This is a genomic window from Cellulophaga sp. L1A9, from assembly GCF_009797025.1.
GTDB lineage: Bacteria > Bacteroidota > Bacteroidia > Flavobacteriales > Flavobacteriaceae > Cellulophaga.
Genome location: NZ_CP047027.1, coordinates 4,776,622 through 4,792,707, shown reverse-complemented (window position 1 = coordinate 4,792,707; position 16,086 = coordinate 4,776,622). Strand labels below are relative to the sequence as shown.

Annotated in this window: 14 protein-coding genes; 12 read left to right on the top strand and 2 right to left on the bottom strand. The window is 35.4% G+C overall.

All coding sequences use genetic code 11. The features are described 5' to 3' along the window. The first annotated feature begins 181 nt into the window (after positions 1-181). The 12 genes from GQR94_RS21120 to GQR94_RS21065 all read left to right on the top strand — a co-directional run bounded on the left by GQR94_RS21120 (position 182) and on the right by GQR94_RS21065 (position 11,825). Positions 182-760 (top strand): hypothetical protein, encoded by a 579-nt coding sequence (locus GQR94_RS21120; protein WP_158978952.1) that lies wholly within the window; start codon positions 182-184, stop codon positions 758-760. Then, positions 753-2,255, top strand: a complete 1,503-nt coding sequence (locus tag GQR94_RS21115; protein ID WP_158978950.1) for an FAD-dependent oxidoreductase — start codon at positions 753-755, stop codon at positions 2,253-2,255. Before GQR94_RS21120 ends, GQR94_RS21115 begins: the two co-directional genes overlap by 8 nt. A gap of 194 nt (positions 2,256-2,449) precedes the next feature. After that, positions 2,450-2,992 (top strand): DinB family protein, encoded by a 543-nt coding sequence (locus GQR94_RS21110; RefSeq protein ID WP_158978948.1) that lies wholly within the window; start codon positions 2,450-2,452, stop codon positions 2,990-2,992. Positions 2,993-3,012: 20 nt separating this feature from the next. Further along, positions 3,013-3,549: a hypothetical protein gene (locus GQR94_RS21105; protein WP_158978946.1), complete on the top strand. Its 537-nt coding sequence runs from the start codon at positions 3,013-3,015 to the stop codon at positions 3,547-3,549. Between the two features lie 70 nt (positions 3,550-3,619). Further along, on the top strand, positions 3,620-4,420 hold the full coding sequence (locus tag GQR94_RS21100) for a hypothetical protein (protein WP_158978944.1): 801 nt from the start codon (positions 3,620-3,622) through the stop codon (positions 4,418-4,420). Between the two features lie 172 nt (positions 4,421-4,592). Next, positions 4,593-5,918 carry a TolC family protein gene (locus GQR94_RS21095; RefSeq protein WP_158978942.1) on the top strand — a complete coding sequence of 442 codons (1,326 nt, stop codon included), beginning with the start codon at positions 4,593-4,595 and terminating at the stop codon, positions 5,916-5,918. A 4-nt stretch (positions 5,919-5,922) separates the two neighbouring features. Then, positions 5,923-7,161: an efflux RND transporter periplasmic adaptor subunit gene (locus GQR94_RS21090; RefSeq protein WP_158978940.1), complete on the top strand. Its 1,239-nt coding sequence runs from the start codon at positions 5,923-5,925 to the stop codon at positions 7,159-7,161. Positions 7,162-7,173: 12 nt separating this feature from the next. Next, entirely contained in the window at positions 7,174-7,914 is a 741-nt protein-coding gene (locus GQR94_RS21085; protein ID WP_158978938.1) for an ABC transporter ATP-binding protein, read from the top strand. Position 7,915: 1 nt separating this feature from the next. After that, positions 7,916-9,136, top strand: coding sequence for an ABC transporter permease (locus GQR94_RS21080; RefSeq protein WP_158978936.1), 1,221 nt, complete (start codon positions 7,916-7,918; stop codon positions 9,134-9,136). Further along, positions 9,129-10,193 (top strand): sensor histidine kinase, encoded by a 1,065-nt coding sequence (locus GQR94_RS21075; protein ID WP_233268545.1) that lies wholly within the window; start codon positions 9,129-9,131, stop codon positions 10,191-10,193. Before GQR94_RS21080 ends, GQR94_RS21075 begins: the two co-directional genes overlap by 8 nt. 3 nt (positions 10,194-10,196) lie before the next feature. After that, positions 10,197-10,946: a LytTR family DNA-binding domain-containing protein gene (locus tag GQR94_RS21070; protein ID WP_158978934.1), complete on the top strand. Its 750-nt coding sequence runs from the start codon at positions 10,197-10,199 to the stop codon at positions 10,944-10,946. A gap of 132 nt (positions 10,947-11,078) precedes the next feature. Continuing rightward, a complete protein-coding gene (locus tag GQR94_RS21065) occupies positions 11,079-11,825 on the top strand; it encodes a hypothetical protein (RefSeq protein ID WP_158978932.1) in 747 nt (248 codons plus the stop codon). A 1,839-nt stretch (positions 11,826-13,664) separates the two neighbouring features. On the opposite strand, the gene GQR94_RS21060 is transcribed toward GQR94_RS21065, so the two are convergent. Continuing rightward, positions 13,665-14,825: a metal ABC transporter permease gene (locus GQR94_RS21060; RefSeq protein ID WP_158978930.1), complete on the bottom strand. Its 1,161-nt coding sequence runs from the start codon at positions 14,823-14,825 to the stop codon at positions 13,665-13,667. Next, positions 14,818-15,945, bottom strand: coding sequence for a metal ABC transporter permease (locus tag GQR94_RS21055; RefSeq protein WP_158979747.1), 1,128 nt, complete (start codon positions 15,943-15,945; stop codon positions 14,818-14,820). Before GQR94_RS21055 ends, GQR94_RS21060 begins: the two co-directional genes overlap by 8 nt. Positions 15,946-16,086 lie beyond the last annotated feature (141 nt).

The window sequence follows — 16,086 nt, the reverse complement described above, 5'->3', positions numbered from 1 at the left end:
TTGTTTATAATCTTCAGCTTATCTTAGAATGAAGTGCTTAATAATTACATATATTAGTAGTGTACTATTTTACTTACGAAACAAATAAATATTTATGTTGTTTTCTGACGTTGATGTGGACGGTAAAATAAAGTGATTTAAGAATTAAAAGCTACATATGTAACGTAAAAAGCGCCACGAAATGGAATTTAAAATAGTTTCAACAGATGAGGAATATGAATTTACCGATACCCTTATTCAAAAAGCATATCATTCAAAAAAATTAATAGACGAAGGAGATTTTACCCATATAAATAGGGTGAAGAAACATAGCTTTATAAGGGCCTATGGTAAAAAAGGCGAGCAACCTATTATAACATGTTCAGCCATCATTAGCTCTAAAAAAGAAGAACTGCCTAGCTCAGATATCTATGCAGAAGAAATAACAGAACTTCTAAAAACAAAAGAGTATGTCGCAGAAGTTTGTCTTCTCGCAGATTGCAGAAAAATTCCTAGATATAGTGATCTTCTAAATTTACTTTCACTCCTTAGTTCAGAAAGCTTAAAGAGGGGAGTCACCAATGTAATTCTCTCCGTAAATCCAAATTCCTGTAATTTTTACGAGAGTTTTTTTAATTGTACAAAACTTGGTGTTGAAAAAGAATACGAAAAACTTTCAGAAGCTCCCGCTCAATTAATGTATTGTGATTTAAATTTAATAGACTCAGAAAATTTCCCAAATTTATTTAGACAAACCATCTATAAATATTACAATGCATAAACAGACCATAACAAGATGCTTAGACAATATATCTACAAGTAAAAATAGTGTGTATCCAGAAAATACAGAAGAGATAAAAGAGGTCATAACGTATTGTAATACCAACGGCTGTAGTTTTTATCCCGTGTCATCGGGTAATAATTGGGGGTATGGGAGTAGTTTTCCGTCAGATGAAAATACTCCAATTGTAATGAACTTGTCAAAAATGCCAGAGGTAATCAACTTTGACGCCGCTGAGGGCTTGCTGACATTTGGACCTGGTTTAACCCAAGGAAAACTTTATGATTTTTTAAAAGCTAATTCCTATGAATTTATGGTGCCAGTAACTGGGGCAGGGCCAGAGGCAAATATTATGGGGAATGCTTTAGAGCGGGGATTCGGAATAACTCCAATTCATGATCATGTCGCATCAGTGCGTTCTTTAAAAGCAATTTTACCAGATGGGAGTACCTACGAATCTCCTTTTTCTCAATTGGGATTATCACAATTAGACAAACATCATAAATGGGGTGTGGGGCCTAATTTTGATTATATTTTCTTTCAATCTAATTTTGGGGTTGTTTATGAAATGACCATAAAACTAGAGCGTACACCAGAAAAGATTGTTATGTTCACGATGGCTATTTCCAATGAAGCGCTAAACGAGTGTTTATTAAAACTGAAGGAAATAAAAGAAACCTATAAAGGATTTATTTCGGGTATCAACCTTATGAATACCCGCAGAATGTTAGCTATGAAAAGCAATTACCTCTTAGATGAACAAGGCTATTGCGCCGAAGATAAAATACAAGAGCTTAAAACTGCGCATAAGTTAGAAGATTGGACCGTTATTGGTGCTATCTATGGACCTAAAGGAATCAGAGCTACTATTAAAAAGGAACTACAGAAGGCATTGAAAGGTATTGGGACAAAAAAACGTTTCATTTCTTCAAACAATATCATATTGAATAAAAGTTGGCTAGGGAAGCTATTTGTTGCTGCTGACGACTTAAAAAAGATAAAAGAGGGCTTCTCTATTTTAAAAGGAAAACCTTCTAGATATCCTCTAAATTTAATATACTCTTTGTCTGATATGCCAGATGAGAACAAAAAATACAATCCATTAAAAGATGGGATAGGAATTTTGTGGTATGCACCAGTTTTACCATATAAAGTATCTATTATTAAAGAATATATGGAGGGTATCTATAAAATATTTGAAACGTTTAATATTGAACCTATGGTAACCTTAACCATTCAGAATGAAAATATCATAGCATCCACCATACCAATTTTGTTTAAAAAAACAGAAAAGGAAGCAGTAGAAAATGCCCATAACTTATATAGACGTTTATTAGAATTCTCATTAGAACTTGGCATTTATCCGTATCGCTTACCAACCATATTTCATAAGGACTATGTAGATCGTGTGAACTGGAAAGATAGTCTCGCTTATAAACTGAAAAACAAATTAGACCCTAACAATATTGTAGCCCCAAATCGCTATTCAGAATAAGGACTAGAAAATAATAAATAGACGATGTGTCATGATCTTTTTTTTGGTAGATGAAGAGAAGGGAGTATTTAAATTGAATAATTTTCTGCTATATTAGTATTTTCTATAAAGAATTTATAAGCTATTATAGCTTATAAAACATTGGCAGTAAACGCTGCCAATACCCTTTAAAAGAAACGAAAACTTATATTCCCATGAGAAAACTATTAGTTCTTACCGGTATACTGGTACTGTCTTCAATAACATCACCGTTGTTTGCCCAGCAAGATCATTTTATTAAAGAATACATAGAGCGTTTAGAAAACTCAAGAAAATATTTACTTCTCGTGGCAGAGACAATGCCAGAGGAGAACTATACGTTTAAGCCCACGCCAGAATCCTTGAGTTTTGAAGAGCACCTAATGCATATTGCTTGGGCAATGGATTGGCATAGTGAATCGTTATTAGGAGGCAGAGCGGCAAGAGATTGGGATACAGATACAACGCTTAAGGTAGCCGATAAATCTAAGGCAGAAATGATGGCTACGATTGATAAAACATTTGATGATGCCATAAGCTTCATCAACCACTTTGAACTGGGTAAATTAGAAGACCGCTTAGACTATTTTGGGGCAGATAGAACAAAGAGGCAAATTCTGTTATTGCTAAGTGATCATATCACACACCATAGAGCACAGCTACTCGTCTATATGCGATTGAATCAACTGGTGCCGCCTAGATATGTTTTATTTCAATAATAGTTTTTAAGAATTTTACGATGGATGGATTTGCGGATTGGATCAATGGATTTATTAAAACGAATTTTAAAAGAAAATTTTTACTATTTATAGCAGTACCTTATTTATTGAGTTCCTTGTTTATAGCCGATTTTTTGCTGTTACCAGAGCATCATCAGACAGAAAGTTTACGGGATATAGAATGGATATTTTTACCCTACCATTCGGTAGCTTCTAAAGAAAGAAGCAAGCACATGGGATATAATTATACTACCGCAAACAATTTTAAATTTTCTACGTTGCGAACAAAAATTGAAAGTCCATATATTGAAATAACCAGTAGCCCGATATTTAAAACAGTAAAGACCGTTATCGCAGAAGATAAAGAAATCGCGATTCAATCAGGCTTGAATGGTGTTTTGGGTGTGCTGATGATTTCAGGGAACCTAATCCTATTAATTTCGGGAAGTTATGTACTCTTGAAACAAGATATATCACAAAATGCGAGATTAAATTTAAGCTTTCTTAATCTATTTCTTTTTGCTGTTTGGGGTTATGCGCTTGTTGAATATGGATAATCTAAATAGGATTTAAAGGAAATTTATTAAAAAACAACACCGTACATCTACATATGGTCACTTTTGAAATATGCAAATAACCTCTACCAATTCCATAGTATTTATTGGCCTCGTCTCAATAATTACGTATTGTTTTGTAAAAAGACTATCTCCTGAAAAAGGCTGGTTTACCTATTTTTATAGTGGACTTATCTTAGCTCTTATCAATTTTATCTTTCTTTTTTTTAGTAATTTTTTCTTGACTACAGTACAAAACACGTTTAAATCTCTGGTTGCAGGAGAAAATTATACGGCTAGAGTGATTAATATTACTATAGATGAAACGACGTATAATTCTAAAGGAGATTCCTATATACCCACTATACGTTTTACAACTATTGAAGGAAATTCTCTAGAAAGAAAATTAGAGATCTCCTTGTCCGAAATACAAGTAGGAGATAAACTAATGATTAATTACCATCAAAGAACTGATGTGGTGATTCTAAAAGAGAAGTTTTTCACTAGTAAACTATTAGGAAGCTTTTTGTTCTTTCTTGTGTTTATCTTTTTTTTGATTGGTCAACTTTTATTTGCTTTTAACAGGGATATGACCTGGTATTTTAAAGGTGTAAAGGTGATAGTTTTTTATTTTTTGATTCCTTTAATCATGATAGCTTTTGATGCCTTATTAGTAATTGGACTTTTTAAAGGCGACAATATTTCTGCACTACGTATCCTTATAATCATGTTTTTTATTTTTGTCCTGAGCGTATCAATACTAGGTTATTTTAAAGTGATTTTATCCAGAGGGACTCCTAAAATAAAACAAGTAGGACCTAATAAATGGGTTGGTGATTGGGAAGATAAAGAAAAAGCCAACCTAGAGGCTTAGCACCCATAAAGCGGTAGCGAATACAATTCTCAATGGCAAACTGACTTCCTATTCAAAAATCTCATCTATAGAATTCTTCTTTTGGTATAGGGAATAGGGTAGAACTTCTATTCCGTTCACTAGATACGTGTATAAGTTTCAATTTTGAAGTGTAAATTAAAAATCACTCCCTATGAAACTATATACACTTATAGCATCGCTACTGTTTAGCTTGGGCATTTTTGCTCAAGAGCAGCCCGTTACTTCAGATGCTAAGGTTTGGACTTTAGAAGAATGTATAGCTTATGCTTTAGCACATAACATTACAGTACAACAAGCCAACGTTAATAGGCAATTGACAGAGGTTGCTTTAATGGAGTCTAGATCTTCTCGTTTGCCAAGTTTATCTGGTGTCGCAAGTCAGAATTTTACCAATGGGAATACGATTGATCCTATTACGAGCGATTTTGTGTCGCAACAGATAAATTCTACGAGCCTTTCCTTAAATACCTCAGTAACGTTATTTCAAGGAAATCAGATCAACAATCAAATTAAACAAAGCAAGCTCTTAGTAGATCAGTACCAATTATACGAGCAAGAGTCTCAGAATAACATCACCTTAAGCATTACAGAAGCCTACATTCAATTGTTGTATGCCAAAGAGGCTATATATATTGCAGAAAATAATGTAAACACTTCTCAGAAAGAAGAAGAGAGAGCAAAAGCACTTTTTGATGCAGGTTCATTAGCCATACGCGATTATACAGATGCTAAATCTCAAACCGCTACAAACAACTATAATTTAATAGCCGCTACGAATACCTATGACTTACAATTGCTAGATTTAAAGCAATTGTTAGAGCTCTCATCATCAGATAGCTTTGCTATTGTAGACGGCGTAGAATACTTGCCAGAGAATGTTCCAGAACTGCAAGAGGTATATTCAGAAGCAGTAGCCATTCTCCCGGAAATAAATGCCAGTAAAACAAATGTTCTAGTGTCTGAGAAAGCTTTAGATATTGCAAAAGGAGGTTACCTGCCCACCTTATCACTTACAGGGAGTTTAGGATCAGGATATACTTCTACGCAAGATTTAAATTTTACAGATCAGTTCGATGGCAACTTTAACCAACGGGTAGGGGTATCCTTAAGTGTTCCCATTTTTAATAAAAATAAGACAAAGGCAGCTGTGCAAGAAGCACAATTAAACATAGACAATGCAGCCTTGCAATTAGCACAAGAAGAAAAAGACTTGTATGTAAAAGTAGAAACGGCGTGGAAAAATACCATAGCCACTCAGAGTCAGTTACACGCAGCCTATATCGCACGTAATGCCGCAAAAGAATCCTATAGACTAGCACAGAAGCAATATGAATTGGGGGCATTGAGTACTACAGATTTAATCTTGAGTCAGAATACCTATACAAATACAGAACAAAATTATATACAGGCAAAATATTTAAACTTATTGTACAATCAATTATTACAATTTTATCAAGGAAACCAAATAAGCATTTAATCATATGAAAAATAATAAAACAAAAAAATGGATTGGAGCTGCAGTTGTTATTGCACTTGGTTTAGGAAGTTATTTCTTCTTTTTTGCTGGGACAGGTAACGCTGAAGTACAAGTACTCACAGTCCCTGCAAAAACCGGAAATGTTACTACGATGGTGACCGCTACAGGAACAATAGAGCCCGTAAAACAAGTAGACGTGGGTACGCAAGTATCGGGAGTGGTAGAAAAGATCTATGTAGATTACAACAGTGTGGTTACCGAAGGTCAACTTATAGCCGAATTGGATAAGACAACTTTAAAATCGACTTTACTTAAGCAACAGGCTAATTATAATAAATCGGTGAACGATAGAAACTATCAAAAGACTATTTACGACCGTCAGAAAATACTATATGAGAATCAGGTCATTAGTACATCTGATTATGATGAAGCGCTGTACAATTATGAGGTAGCTAAGAATACGGTTTCAGAAACCTATTCTGATTATCAGAATGCGAAAACAAATCTTAGTTACGCTAATATATATTCTCCTATAAACGGAGTGGTGTTGTCTAGAGACGTAGATGAAGGACAAACGGTTGCAGCAAGTTATAGTACCCCTACGTTATTTACGATTGCAAAAGATTTAACTGAAATGCAGGTAGAGGCAGATGTAGATGAGGCAGATATCGGACAGGTTAAAGAGGGGCAGCGCGTAAGTTTTACGGTAGATGCGTATCAAGGCGAAGAGTTTGAGGGTACCGTTACTCAAGTCCGTCTTAATCCAACAACCACTTCCAATGTGGTAACGTATACAGTAGTTATAAAGGCAGATAATCCAGATCTAAAATTAAAACCAGGCTTGACGGCAACAATTTCTATTTATACGGTAGAATTGAAAGATGTTTTAACCGTAGAAGCTAAGGCCATCAATTTTAAGCCAAATCAAGAATTAATGGCAGCATATCAAGCGCAAGGTGGACAAGAAAATGCTGCTCCACCAGCAGCTAAAGATCGTGTAATGCCAGATGAAGATTCAACCATTTTATGGGTAAATGACAACGGTAATCTTAAGCCGAAAAAAGTGAGTTTAGGCGTTAGTGATGGTGTTAATGTAGAAATAATCGAGGGGATAAGTGCTAATGATGAAGTGGTGTACCAAATGAAGTCTATAGCTGCTGGGTCCCAAAGTGGCGCTAGCAATGGCGATAGTGAAAGTCCGTTTATGCCATCAAAACCACCAGGAGGAGGCGGACCACGTTAAAAATATATGATTATGAAAAAGATAGCCATACAAATAGACGATTTAAAAAGAGAGTTTAAAATGGGGGATGAGGTTGTTCATGCCCTAAGAGGAGTTTCTTTTACGATAGAAGAAGGAGAATTTGTTACCATTATGGGCGCAAGTGGCTCAGGCAAAAGTACGATGCTTAACACTTTAGGGTGTTTAGACCAACCTACATCGGGAAGTTATAAGATAGATGGGGTATCGGTAAAGGAATTAGACAAGAATCAATTGGCTAAAATTCGGAATGAAAAAATAGGGTTTGTTTTTCAGTCGTATAATCTATTGCCCAGAACAACGGCCTTAGAGAATGTAGAATTACCCTTGTTATACAATTCATCGGTATCAACAGAAGAACGCAGGGAAAGAGCGTTAGAGGCCTTAGACAAAGTAGGTTTGTCAGAACGTTTGCACCATACGCCTTCACAACTATCAGGAGGGCAACAGCAACGTGTAGCTATAGCAAGGTCTTTAGTAAACAATCCTATTGTATTATTGGCTGATGAGGCTACGGGAAATTTAGATACCCGTACTTCTTATGAAATTATAGCACTATTTCAAGAACTGAATCACCAAGGGAAAACCATCATTTTTGTAACTCATGAGCCAGATATCGCCTCTTTTAGTACGCGTACCATTGTGTTAAAAGATGGGCGTATTATAAAAGATGAAAAGAATACCAACATAAAGAATGCTAAAGAAGAATTAAAAGCGATCCCAAAAGAAGACTGATATGAGAATTCTAAATTTATTGAAAATATCATTCAAGGCTATTATCTTAAATAAGGTAAGGGCTTTACTCACCATGTTAGGGGTAATCATTGGTGTTGCTTCAGTAATTGCTATGTTGGCTATTGGTGAAGGCTCTAAGCAGAGTATTAAAACGCAGATATCCAATATGGGGTCTAACATGATTACCATAAGACCTTATGCAGAACGGAAGGCAGGGGTGCGTTTAGATCGGAGCGAAATGCAATCGCTTACCCTTGATGATTATGAGAAATTAGCATCGGAAGCCAGTTTGCTTACCTATGTTTCTCCGCAAGTAGATGGTAACGGACAAGTGATCAATGGCGCAGAGAATTGGCCGTCAAGTATCTATGGGGTCAATCCGGATTATTTAGCGATTAAAGTGTGGGATATAGAAAACGGAAGCATGTTCACAGATGCTGAGGTAAGATCGGCAGCCAAAGTTGCTGTTATTGGGCAAACGGTCGTAGAGAATGTATTTACCAATGGAGAAGATCCGGTAGGGAAGATGATTCGGTTTAACAACATCCCTTTTATGGTGATTGGCGTATTGGCAGAAAAGGGAGAAAATACTTTTGGTCAAGATCAAGATGATGTGGTTTTAGCACCCTATACAACGGTTCAAAAACGTATTTTAGCCATAGATTATTTACAATCAATTATTGCCTCGGCGGTTAGTGAAGATCAATCTGCAGATGCCGTAGCAGAGGTCACTAAAATTATGGATGAAGCACATGGTTTGCAAAGTGGAGCCACTGCAGATTATGAAGTACGTTCTATGGAAGAATTAATTTCTACCTTTAGTGCTACCAGTGAGATGTTAACGGTATTGTTAGTAGCTATTGCAAGTATCTCCTTATTAATTGGAGGTATTGGAATCATGAACATTATGTATGTATCTGTAAAAGAACGCACCAGGGAGATAGGCTTACGATTGGCAGTAGGTGCAAAAGGAGCCGATATCTTGATCCAATTTCTAATCGAAGCGATATTAATTAGTATTACAGGTGGAATTATTGGGGTAGTTTTAGGACTAAGCACTACTTTTATCATAGAAACAGTATTGCATTGGCCTACAAGTGTTACAGCATCGTCTATAATAATCTCTTTTGCGGTATGTGCCGTAACAGGTATATTCTTTGGATGGTACCCCGCACGTAAAGCAGCAGCCTTAGATCCTATAGCAGCAATGAGATATGAATAATAGATTTTTTAATATGCCCATAAATAATAAAGTACTACTACCTGTATTGCATGTTCTAGCATGGTTTATCTTGTTTAGTTTGCCTTATTTTTTGCTTACGCTAGATGCTACACAAGATCAAGTGTTGTTAAAGACATTTATACGCTCTTGGGTGCACTTGTTTTTCTATGGGATTATATTTTATATCAATTACCTGTATCTTATTGATAAGCTTTTGTTCTCCAATAAATTGGTGCAGTTTATTGTTGTAAATGTGATCATTATCGGGGCTTCCATTTTATTAAGAGAATACTTAAAAACCTCTTATTTTGATGATTGGTTGGACCTTAGTACTGAAGAGACCCGTAAAATGCCTCGTAAAGAAATGTCGATCTATTTTAATATCATTGCAACCATAGTTCCCATAGTTTTCGCTGTAGCTTTAAAAACTACGGAACGCTGGGTGAAGATAGAAAAAGCAACTAAAGAAGCGGCAACCTTAAAATTACAAACAGAGATTCAGCATTTACGCTACCAATTGCAGCCACATTTTTTCTTTAATTCTTTAAATAATATCTATTCTTTGGTAGACGTTGCACCTGAGCAAGCCAAATCTACCTTACATAGTTTAAGTAAGTTGATGCGTTACTTGTTGTATGAAACAAACACTAGTGTAATTGCTTTGAGTAAGGAAATAGATTTTTTGAAGAAGTATATAGATTTGATGGAGTTACGGACCTCAGATAAAACAAAAATTAGCTATAGTTTTCCGTTAGAGGAAACACAAATACAAATAGCGCCTTTGTTATTTATATCGCTTATTGAAAATGCCTTTAAACACGGAGTTTCGGCAACTCAAGAAAGTGAAATTAATATTGCCTTGACTACCGAAGCTAATCTGGTTATTTTTAAAATTGAGAATACAAATTTTCCGAAAACGACAGCAGACAAAAGTGGCTCAGGAATTGGCTTGCAGAACCTAAAAAAAGGTCTAAACCTTTTGTACGCCGATAAATATTCTTTTGAAACAAAATTAAAAGATGGTATTTATAGTGTAGATTTAAGAATAGAAACTTAACAGATGGATGTAATTACCTGTATTATAGTAGATGATGAGCCTATGGCACTAAATTTAGTGGAGTCGTATGTTTCAAAAACATCATTCCTGCAACTTAAAAAGAAATGCAGCAGTGCCTTAGAAGCCTTAGACTACTTAAATGAAGAGTCGGTAGATTTAATTTTTCTAGACATTCAAATGCCAGATTTAACCGGCTTAGAATTTTCTAAAATGCTTCCTAAAAATACCCGATTTATTCTTACTACGGCATTTGATCAATATGCCTTAGAAGGGTTTAAGGTAGAAGCTTTAGATTACTTGTTGAAGCCTTTTGATTATGCTGAGTTTCTTACTGCGGCACATAAAGCGAAAGTCTGGTTTAATTTATCAAAGAAGCAAACGGTACCGGTTCCAGTGGTGCCAGAATTAAAAGAACAGCCAGAAAAAGAATTTCTTTTTGTAAAATCTGAGTACAAACAATTGCGGATTAAATTAGCCGATGTATTGTATTTTGAGGGCTTAAAAGATTACATCAAAATTTGGGTTAAAGACAATCCTAAGGCTATTTTAACCCTGATGAGTTTAAAGTCGCTTCAAGAAGAACTACCTGAACAAAGTTTTATGCGGGTACACCGGTCTTTTATTGTCTCGTTAAAGAATATTGAAGTAATAGAGCGAAGTCAGATCCTCATAAACAACCAGCGTATTACCGTTTCGGAGCAATATAAAAGTAAATTTTTAGACTATATAAATTCTAATTCCCTAAATCTATAATTCCTCCTTTTTATTTGGTTTTTAAAATGTATTGTAAAGTGCACTAGGTGTCTAGTGGCTAATTTTAATATAAAAGGCAATGTTTTTTAAGGTTAATGTTAAAAAGATGTTTTAGTAATTAAATTAAAGTATATGAAGCTATTCCGTAAGTTAAGAAGAAATCTAATAGCCTTGGGTAAGGTAAAATCTTATATCATTTATGCTTTAGGTGAAATTGTATTGATCGTAATAGGGATTCTTATTGCTTGGAAAATAGGCGATTTAAATGAAATCCGAAAAAACAATATCGTAGAGCAGAAGGTGTATGAAGGTTTAAATGAAGAGTTGAATACCAATCTACGGATATTAAATGGTTTGGTAGCCGAATATCCACGTGCCATAGTCCGATTAGAAAAAACCTTGGATTATGTAGGGTACACAGAAGATAAAATTACTCAGGGTACCAGAGACACCATTATCCATGTAGTAGATAAAGAAGTGAATCTATTAGATGGCGCTATAAATTCGATTATCAATACCACAAAGTTTGAGTATATAGAAAGTACTGATTTAAAAGATTTAATCATTATGTATCCAAATAAGATTCAGGTTTTTAAAGAACAAGATGCTAAGATTAAAGTGATTGTAGCAACCCGACTCAAGCCTGTGTTAGAAAAGTACATTTCGCTGGTAGATATGTTACCCAATAACGATCCAAAATATGATAGTATTCGAAAGTATGCTACCAAATCTGACTATATGGGCTTACTGTCCGATAAAGAATATCAAAATTGTATTATAGATCGCATGTTACAAACACAAATACAGTATGATCACGTAAAGCGGCTACGCAGTAAAACTAAAATTCTCATTAACACCCTAGCGGAGGAGCTAGACTAATTTGAAAGCTAGTGTTGAGGTTTTTTACTTTAGATTATTTATTAGTAAGAAGTAAGAAGTAAAGTAGTAATAGACAGGCCTTCTTGAAATTACAATAGTGTTGTGTTGTCACTTCGAGTGAATGATGAAGTAGCGTTAGCGGATACATCATTAGTATCGAGAAGTTGTCGTATTTCAAAAAGTTCTCGATACAATTTTCTATCGAAAATCACTCGAACTGACATTTGTGTTTTTAGTATTAAGCAGTGAGTACAACGAATTAAGTATGAAGTAATAAGTAAAAAGGACAAAAGTAGATATGTGTACTTATTATAAAACAAAGCGACGATGTCACTTCGAGTGAATGATGAAGTAGCGTTAGCGGATGCATCATTAGTATCGAGAAGTTGTCGTGTTCAAAAAGTTCGCGATACAATTTCCTATCGAAAATCACTCGAACTGACAGTTGTGTTTTTAGTATTAAGTAAGTAGTGCAAAGTAATAAGTAATACAGTAAGGAAGGAATAGACAGGTCTTTTGAAATTACAATAGTGTTGTGTTGTCACTTCGAGTGAATGATGCAATAGCGCTAGCGGATGCGTCATTAGTATCGAGAAGTTGTCGTGTTCCAAAAAGTTCTCGATACAATTTTCTACTGAAAATCACGCGAACTGACATTTGTGTTTTTAGTATTAAGTAGATAGCACAAAGTATTTAGTAAGAAAGTCTGATTGCTGTTTTTAGTTGAATTAAGGAACGGCCTATCGAAAATTTGTCGTAAAATTTGAATTGAAATATCCGTAGCAATTTCAGGCTGTTTGAGCTTAACGCTAGGTTTTATTTTTCTCTTCTGTTAAAAGCGAGTTCCTGAAATTCAGGAGATTGATAGAAAAATTTAGACTTAGTTTCGTCAGCCTAGATTTTCCTGCCTGCTGGCAGGCAGTTTTGGTTCGTTTTTTTATCGATGAAAAAAATGAACAGCTAGTTTGGGTTTGAATAATAGTAAATGGTATTGATTAGATATGTGTACTTATTATAAAACAAAGCGACGCTGTCACTTCGAGTGAATGGTGAAGTAGCCTTAGCGGATGCATCATTAGTATCGAGAAGTTATCGCGTTTCAAAAAGTTCTCGATACAATTTTCTACTGAAAATCACTCGAACTGACATTTGTGTTTTTAGTATTCAGTAGATAGTACAAAGTAATAAGTAATACAGTAAGGAAGGAATAGACAGGTCTTTTTGAAAGTACAATAGTGTTGTGTTGTCACTTCGAGTGAATGATGAAGTAGCGTTAGCGGATGCATCATTAGTATCGAGAAGTTTTCGAGCAGTAAAAAGTTCTCGATACAATTTTCTACTGAAAATCACTCGAACTGACAGTTGTCTATTCAGTGTAAAGTTATGATTTTGAAAGTACAATAGTGTTGTGTTGTCACTTCGAGTGAATGATGAAGTAGCGTTAGCGGATGCATCATTAGTATCGAGAAGTTGTCGTGTTTCAAAAAGTTCTCGATACAATTTTCTACTGAAAATCACTCGAACTGACATTTGTGTTTTAGTATTAAGTAGATAGTACAAAGTATTTAGTAAGAAAGTCTGATTGCTGTTTTTAGTTGAATTAAGGAAGGGCCTATCGAAAATTTGTCGTGAAATTTGAATTGAAATTTCCGTAGTAATTTCAGGCTGTTTGAGCTTAACGCTAGGTTTTATTTTTCTCTTTTGTTAAAAGCGAGTTCCTTAAATTCAGGAGATTGATAGAAAAATTTAGACTTAGTTTCGTCAGCCTAGATTTTCCTGCCTGCCGGCAGGCAGGTTTGGTTCGTTTTTTTATCGATGAAAAAAATGAACAATTACACGTTACCCCCTAAACAGAAAGAAATCATCCTTCATATACTCAATTTTAGCATCCTCATTCGTAATAATATAATCAATAGCTAAAGAGGTGAATTCTTCTCCTTTTTCCGTTAAGGAAACCACCCCATTATCAATAAGAATCATATTATTTTTTTGGGCGAGTTCCAATACGGTTTTACTGCGGACTTTCTGCCAGTTGATGTGTTCGTTGAGGTGATTAACATGGCGCTCTTCTTCCTCTTGGTGATTTTTCAAATGCAATAAAAAGGTAAGCAACGAAACTTCTATACGTTGCTGTTTCTCGCGATAGACTACTGCAATAACCCCTTTACTAGGAGCGAATAGATATACTAAAAAGAAGATAATACCTAACATGGTAGTTATAGAACCCGCAATAGAAGCGTCTAGGATATGCGCTAACCAATATCCAGAAATAGCTCCAGTAACCCCAAAAACAATGGCCAGCACCAACATACGCTTTAAGTCTGTCGTTAATAAATAGGCGGTAGCAGCGGGAGCAATCATTAAAGCAACCACTAGAATAGCGCCAACAGCATCAAACGCACCTACTGTAGTCACTGACGAAACCGTCATTAATCCATAATGGATTACCGTAGGAGAGAATCCCAATGATGCAGCTAATCCAGCGTCAAAAGTGCTGATTTTAAGTTCTTTAAAGAATAAAAATAGTAGAGTGATGGTAATAATGAGAATTGTGCCAATTATGATCAGCGATTTAGGACCGATATCTACGCCACCAATAATCATACGATCAAAAGGAGCAAAGGCAAGTTCTCCCAAAAGTACGGCATCTACATCTAGATGCACATCATTTGCATTTTTAGCAATTAAGATGACACCAATACTAAATAGGGTAGGGAACACCAAGCCAATGGCGGTATCCTCTTTTACCAAGCCTGTTTTTTGAATGTATTCTACTAAAACAACGGTGATAATTCCAGTAAAGGCAGCAAGAATAATAAGTAATGGAGAATTTAAATCTTGCGTGATAAAAAAACCAATAACAATACCCGGAAGAATAGAGTGACTGATGGCATCACTAATCATAGCCATTTTTCGGAGTACCAGAAACGTTCCTGGAATAGCACAAGCGATGGCTACAATACTAGCGATAAGCTGAATTTCTATTTGTGAGCTACTCATCTTTAGTATTTTGTTGGTTATACAAATTAGAAGCTACAGTAAACCCTTCCTTGGTTAAACTCCACATGTTTCCTTTAATGGTTACATAATTTTTTTGTACTAATTCCTTTAGGGTTTTCGTAGTATATCCTTGAAAATTATTTAATATTTTAATGGCATGTGGATGTGAAATGTTCTCATGCGTTTCTGCAATGTGATACATAAAAGCTAAGGTCTTATGTAGCTCTAAATCTCGTCTGTTTTTAATAAGTCTTATCTGCTTAAATAGTAAACCACGACTGGGAGAAAATATAAAAGAAAATATTACAAAAACTCCTGCTACAATAACAATGACAGGTCCGGTAGAAAGGTTGCTTTGGCTGGCACTAATTGCGGTACCAAAAACACCTGCAAAAGCACCAAAGATAGCCGCTAATACGACCATAAAACTTAAACTATTGGTCCACTGCCTTGCTGCAGCAGCGGGAGCAAGGAGCATTGCGCTCATTAGTATAACACCTACGGTTTGCAACCCTAATACAATAGCCAGCACAATAAAGGTGGTAATTAAGATATCTATAAATTTTGTATTGAAACCAAGGGTTTTGGTATAGTCGGCATCAAATAAAAGGATTTTAAATTCTTTCCAGAAAAGTAGTAAAATGATTAGGCAAATACCGGTTACGATAGCCATAAGCCAAACATCACTTTCTACGAGTGTTGCAGCTTGTCCAAAAAGGTATTTATCTAAACCTGCTTGGTTGGCATTGGGTTGCTTTTGAATAAAAGTAAGGAGCAACATTCCAAACCCGAAAAAGAGGGATAATATTAAGCCCAATGCGGTGTCTGATTTTAAATGTGTTTTGGAGGTAATACCACGAATCCAAAACGTACCTATGAGTCCGCTTACTAATGCTCCAATTAATAAAACGCTACTGTCTTTTGTTCCTGTAATTAGAAATGCAATGGCAATACCAGGCAATGCGGCATGTGAGATAGCATCGCCAAGAAGACTTTGCTTTCTAAGAACTGCAAAACTACCGAGCATGCCACAAACCGCTCCTAAAATGGCAGTCCCTAACGTAATGGTTCGGAGTGTATAGTCTGTAAAAACAAGTTCTATGTATTCTAAAGGATCTATGATTATCTGTTTTAGTGGTTAGTATTTCGTTTTTAGTAGTTAGTCTGTAGTCTTTAAGTTCTTAGGCTTGAATTTTTGTTCTCCAATGTTTTTGTAGACCGGAAATCGTCTTAGACAGTTCTACTACTTTATCTCTTAAAC

Bases quoted from the DNA above. Each gene is read 5' to 3' on its own strand.
- GQR94_RS21065 (WP_158978932.1), top strand. From the start codon at position 11,079: ATGAAGCTATTCCGTAAGTTAAGAAGAAATCTAATAGCCTTGGGTAAG.
- GQR94_RS21070 (WP_158978934.1), top strand. From the start codon at position 10,197: ATGGATGTAATTACCTGTATTATAGTAGATGATGAGCCTATGGCACTA.
- GQR94_RS21080 (WP_158978936.1), top strand. From the start codon at position 7,916: ATGAGAATTCTAAATTTATTGAAAATATCATTCAAGGCTATTATCTTA.
- GQR94_RS21060 (WP_158978930.1), bottom strand. From the start codon at position 14,825: ATGAGTAGCTCACAAATAGAAATTCAGCTTATCGCTAGTATTGTAGCC.
- GQR94_RS21090 (WP_158978940.1), top strand. From the start codon at position 5,923: ATGAAAAATAATAAAACAAAAAAATGGATTGGAGCTGCAGTTGTTATT.
- GQR94_RS21105 (WP_158978946.1), top strand. From the start codon at position 3,013: ATGGATGGATTTGCGGATTGGATCAATGGATTTATTAAAACGAATTTT.
- GQR94_RS21110 (WP_158978948.1), top strand. From the start codon at position 2,450: ATGAGAAAACTATTAGTTCTTACCGGTATACTGGTACTGTCTTCAATA.
- GQR94_RS21085 (WP_158978938.1), top strand. From the start codon at position 7,174: ATGAAAAAGATAGCCATACAAATAGACGATTTAAAAAGAGAGTTTAAA.
- GQR94_RS21075 (WP_233268545.1), top strand. From the start codon at position 9,129: ATGAATAATAGATTTTTTAATATGCCCATAAATAATAAAGTACTACTA.
- GQR94_RS21120 (WP_158978952.1), top strand. From the start codon at position 182: ATGGAATTTAAAATAGTTTCAACAGATGAGGAATATGAATTTACCGAT.
- GQR94_RS21100 (WP_158978944.1), top strand. From the start codon at position 3,620: ATGCAAATAACCTCTACCAATTCCATAGTATTTATTGGCCTCGTCTCA.
- GQR94_RS21115 (WP_158978950.1), top strand. From the start codon at position 753: ATGCATAAACAGACCATAACAAGATGCTTAGACAATATATCTACAAGT.
- GQR94_RS21095 (WP_158978942.1), top strand. From the start codon at position 4,593: ATGAAACTATATACACTTATAGCATCGCTACTGTTTAGCTTGGGCATT.